A 4654-nucleotide genomic window follows, 5' to 3' on the forward strand; every position below is an offset into this window, starting at 1 on the left:
CCGAACACGGAAGTTAAGCTCTCTAGCGCCGATGGTAGTTGGGACTTTGTCCCTGTGAGAGTAGGACGTTGCCAGGCAAAAACCTAAGTCAATTGACTTAGGTTTTTTTGTATATGTATAACAAGAAAAAAAACTTGGGCTTTGTACATTAAGCAAATTTAGAGAAAGAAAAAAGGATTTCCCCAGGATTGCAAGAGTATGAAATAGGTGAGGAAACCAAATACATTCTAAACAAGGGAGAAAGGGTATGAATAAGTTTGGGATTTTTTCGTTTCTAACGTTCATCGCAAGTGTATTTTCATTCTTAGTTCTAAGAGGACCTAATGCGAATTTATCCTTGATTATTGTCATTCTAGGTACACTTTCATTACTTGGAATTGTTTTTGCTATCGCATCAAAGCAGTGGTTATCGAGAATAGTTGGTACTGTATTAAACGGCGGAGTATTGGTAATTACGTATTTCCTATTGTTAGCAAAGGGAATTGCTGGTTAATACATTTTTAATTGAGAGGGGATTTAATGGAATAAACCTTATAAAAAGCTCAGAGCTAAAACTTTGAGCTTTTTTACGTGTTAAATGCTGTGTGAATCTACTTGCGAATATCAATACGTCATTTCATCCATAAAAAAAGATCGCCTCATTGGCGATCTTTTTTAAACTACATCTCCCGTTACTAACATGGAACGCTTTTGAAGGCTATCAGAACGAAGACTATACGCGACTACCTTTTTCTTATACTGTTTGATTACATCAACGTGGTCTTTGTAACTGTATATAGAAAAACTAACATCTTTCTTGCCCCTCTTAGTATTAATGACCAATGGTGTTCCACTGCTCTGTGGAGGGAAATAGTATTTCTCTAAAAATAGCGCTTGGTTAAATTGATTAATAACTTGAATCTTTTCTTCACCTTCTAAAGTTTTCCCATCGATGGTTACGCTAACAGTCGCATCATCGAGCGTTGGGTGTAATTGGAATTTGTTGGTAAAAGATTCTACAACAGAAGATGGAAGAGAAGTTAGTATTAATTTAAGGGTAAACATAATAACCAACGAAACTATAAACCAGGTTGTCATATTTTATCATCTCCATTACGTTTTAAAATTAACATTATGACAGTACTTATATTGGTAATCAGCTGATAGACATGTAAAAATAGACCATAATGGCCCATTGTTTAGTAACTGTTGATAATTTCCATTTTATCATAGGGTACTTAGTTGATTTGTGTACATTATGTGAAACTTTATGAATTTATCTCATTTTTTAAGGTCAACGTTATCATTATGAAGCAAAACAGCGTCAAGCAAATGATGATGAAATTTCGCAATTAATTATTGAAGACTTTTGTAAAATAACGTTAGTATTAGGGCTAGAAATGCGTATACTTCAGAAGAGAGTGAACCAATCTAACTCTTATAGAGTATAAAAGTCAGATTGGTTATTGATAATGTCTTTGACTATGCCTATAAAAAAGACAAGGGGTATTTATCCCGCATTAACGGGCAGTAAGACCCCCACCTCAAGGTTAAGAGAGAAACGAAGAAGATAGGTGGGGGATAACTGCCCGTAAAAGCCCGATTGGTTCAACTAACCATCAGTGGGGGATGAAGAAAACCCCCACTGATGGAAGTTTCACTTTATTGTTGAATACACTATTTATTATTTAATTTGTCTAATATATGAACCTTTGATAATTTGGCTGCTGGTATTAGAGAAGCTACAATACCTAAAATAGGACTAATGGATAGGCAAATCAATACGATTTCTAAAGGAAATATAAATGTTGTAGTTTTTAGTAATACTAGCAATTGATAAACTAAGATAATCCCACAAAATACCCCTATTATTCCTCCGGAAATTGAAACAATAGAACCTTCAAGTAAAGAGAGACGAATAATTTGATTACGCTTAGAGCCTATAGCTCTCATAGTTGCAAATTCTCTAGCACGTTCTCTTAAACTACTTGCCATTCCATTCATTAGAGCGATAAAAGCCAAGAAAATTATCATACAAACCGTATAGAGTAGTATCGCGATTCTTTGATAATATTGCTGAAGAAATTTATTTATCTCTTCTTCTTGACTATATAAAATTATCTTTGAAGAAGGTTGATTTTGAATAAGGGATTTTATTTGTGCACTTACTGTATTTTTGTTATGGGTGATATTAAAATAAACTTTATCTATTGTATTTACACCTGCAATATTTTTCATTAATGTAGGGGAGGTATATATACGCAAGTCAGATTGATCATTTGTCAAAGGGTTTTGATTGATGATGCCAACAACTTTTAATGAGATAATGTTTTTTTTGGAATTGCCATTTTCAAAATTAATTTTTTCATCTTTCGTTGCTAATTGGTCTTCAGGAATTAAACGAATTGTATCATGAAGTTTGTATCCCAATATTTCAGAAGTAAAAGAAGTTAATATAACTCCTCCTTCATTTAAACTTTCCTCATTTATAGTACCTTGTTTAATCTTAATAGGTAGTGTTTTTTGAAGGGATGAAAAATCCAAGCCTTGTACACCCACTAAAAATTGTTTTTGACCATTTATATTATATGTTACAGTATTTTCAGAATTAATATTTTGATTTGAATTTAAAGTGAAAAAAAGTTTAGATTTATACACTGGTATCGCATTAATATTTTTAATGCTTTTTATGTTTTGATATAAATCTTCAGATAATCCGGGTTCTTCATAGGATGAATTAGAATGCAGTGTGTAGTTCAGTGGATATCGATGTTTTATATCAGTTTGAGTTGTATCTTTAACCACTTTGAGAAAATGTAATCCGACAATACAAATTACTATACCTAATATTAAAATACGTACAACCTGAATATTTCTTTTGATTTGTTTGAGTACATTTCTACTAGCTAATAAACCATCGCCTTTAAAAAATCTTTTTAATAATATAGTTATTAGATTCGTAATTATTTTAAACATTGTAGGTAATCCTAGATGTATAGACAGTAAAAATAAAACAATGCCTATTATATATATATTGGATTGCTGCCAATAGTAGTAATTTAAAAGGGAGATGGTGCATGATACTAGAAACATTAAAATGCTAGCAGCTACTGTCAAAGGATTTTGCTTATAGTTAAGGTCAGTTGAACTATGATAAGCTTCTATAGGTGCAAGATTGCTAGCAGATAATGCCGGGAAAATACTTGAGATCATTGTTAATATTATTGTTGAAAGAATGCCTATTAGAATAGAGTTCCATGGAATAGAAATAAATCCAAGTTGTAAATTCATTAGGTTTTCAATCAGTTTATATGAAAGCATAGATAAAAATATTCCTGTTATTAAACCAGTTAATGCTGAAATTATGGCTATAATAAAAGATTCATTCATTACCAAGAGAAAAATCTTTCTTCTTTTAATCCCTAATAATCTCAAAGTAGCTAGTTCTTTTTTTCTTTCTTGAATAGACATTTGTAATGCCCCAATGATAAGTAACATACTACCAAGTAAAATAGCAATGCTTAACCATTGAATAATTGGTTTTAATCCGCCTATATTTTCTCTCTCTTTATCTGCTTTAATTTGACTATCTATAGATAAGTTTTTGTATTTGCTTTTTAAAAATTGTATAAATTGTTCTTTATCTCCTAAATCATTTAATTTAATTATTAATGTGGTTGTATGTCCATTTTGGTTTGTCATATCTGCTAACCATTTATAATTAAATAATACAACTGAATTAAGGTATTGATTTTGCTCCATAATTCCCGATACTGTTACCTCTTTTATACTATTTGGTGGAAAAGGAAGTTCAAGTTTAGAACCTATTTTTAAATTTTTAGAATGTGCCATATTATAAGGGATGACTATTTCATTTGGACCAGGTAATTTTCCAGAAGATAGTTTTGCAAACATATGTTGTTTTGCTAACTCGTCATCTTTTATGCCCACATACATGGGTTGTGCGGCCATTTCTTTGTATGGATGTTGTTCACCGATGTACGGATAAAGAAGTGGAGTACTGTTTTTAACTTCTTTAGAATTATTAATGATGTTTATATCTTCCTGTGAAAGAAATTGGGTAGAATCTTTATAGCCAATTATTAAGTCGTAGTCCCCATATTTTTCTTTTATAGTTTTTTCGTTTGACCTTTCAACAGTGTATATTAAGATGTTAGAAAAAATTAATAACGCTATTCCTATAGTTACACCAACTATAGAAAAAATAGTTCTTTTTTTTTGGGACTTTAAGAATTTTATCGATAGTAGAAAGGATCCTTTCATATAGAGCTCTCCTCTATTTTATTTATTATTAAGCTAGTTTTTTCTTTGGGAGATAAATTTAAATTTTTCGGAATCAGTTCATCTTGGATTTCGCCATCTTTTAGAAAAATCACTCGATGAGAATAAGATGCCACCATAGCATCATGGGTGACAACAACTAAAGAATGCTGTAAGCTCTCGCAAAATTCTCGCAATAAATTTAAAATTTCCTTACTTGTTTTTGAATCTAAGCTTCCTGTTGGTTCATCTGCTAATATAATTTTAGGTTGTGTGACTAGAGCCCATCGCTATCAAGCTAAGACTTCATTAGGAATTTTCCAGGGGAGTTTTTTTACTTTTTATAAGGGATCGGTGTAGATTATTTAAAAATTCGCATACGAAATAAACCCTA

Annotated in this window: 3 protein-coding genes and 1 rRNA gene; 2 read left to right on the forward strand and 2 right to left on the reverse strand. The window is 31.3% G+C overall.

Translation table 11 applies throughout. From position 1 onward, the window contains the following. A 5S ribosomal RNA gene (rrf, locus tag MR076_RS27010) occupies positions 1–77 on the forward strand; the annotation flags it as partial. Positions 78–247: 170 nt separating this feature from the next. Further along, on the forward strand, positions 248–493 hold the full coding sequence (locus MR076_RS25725; protein WP_242225403.1) for a hypothetical protein: 246 nt from the start codon (positions 248–250) through the stop codon (positions 491–493). A gap of 161 nt (positions 494–654) precedes the next feature. Here MR076_RS25725 and MR076_RS25730 read toward each other — a convergent pair whose 3' ends face one another. Beyond that, complete coding sequence (locus MR076_RS25730; protein ID WP_242225404.1) at positions 655–1077, reverse strand: YfmQ family protein; 423 nt, start codon at positions 1075–1077, stop codon at positions 655–657. Positions 1078–1656: 579 nt separating this feature from the next. Then, on the reverse strand, positions 1657–4263 hold the full coding sequence (locus MR076_RS25735) for an FtsX-like permease family protein (RefSeq protein WP_242225405.1): 2607 nt from the start codon (positions 4261–4263) through the stop codon (positions 1657–1659). Between the last annotated feature and the right edge of the window lie 391 nt (positions 4264–4654).

This window comes from Bacillus cereus group sp. BfR-BA-01380 (assembly GCF_022663535.1).
GTDB classification, from domain to species: Bacteria; Bacillota; Bacilli; order Bacillales; family Bacillaceae_G; genus Bacillus_A; species Bacillus_A cereus_BB.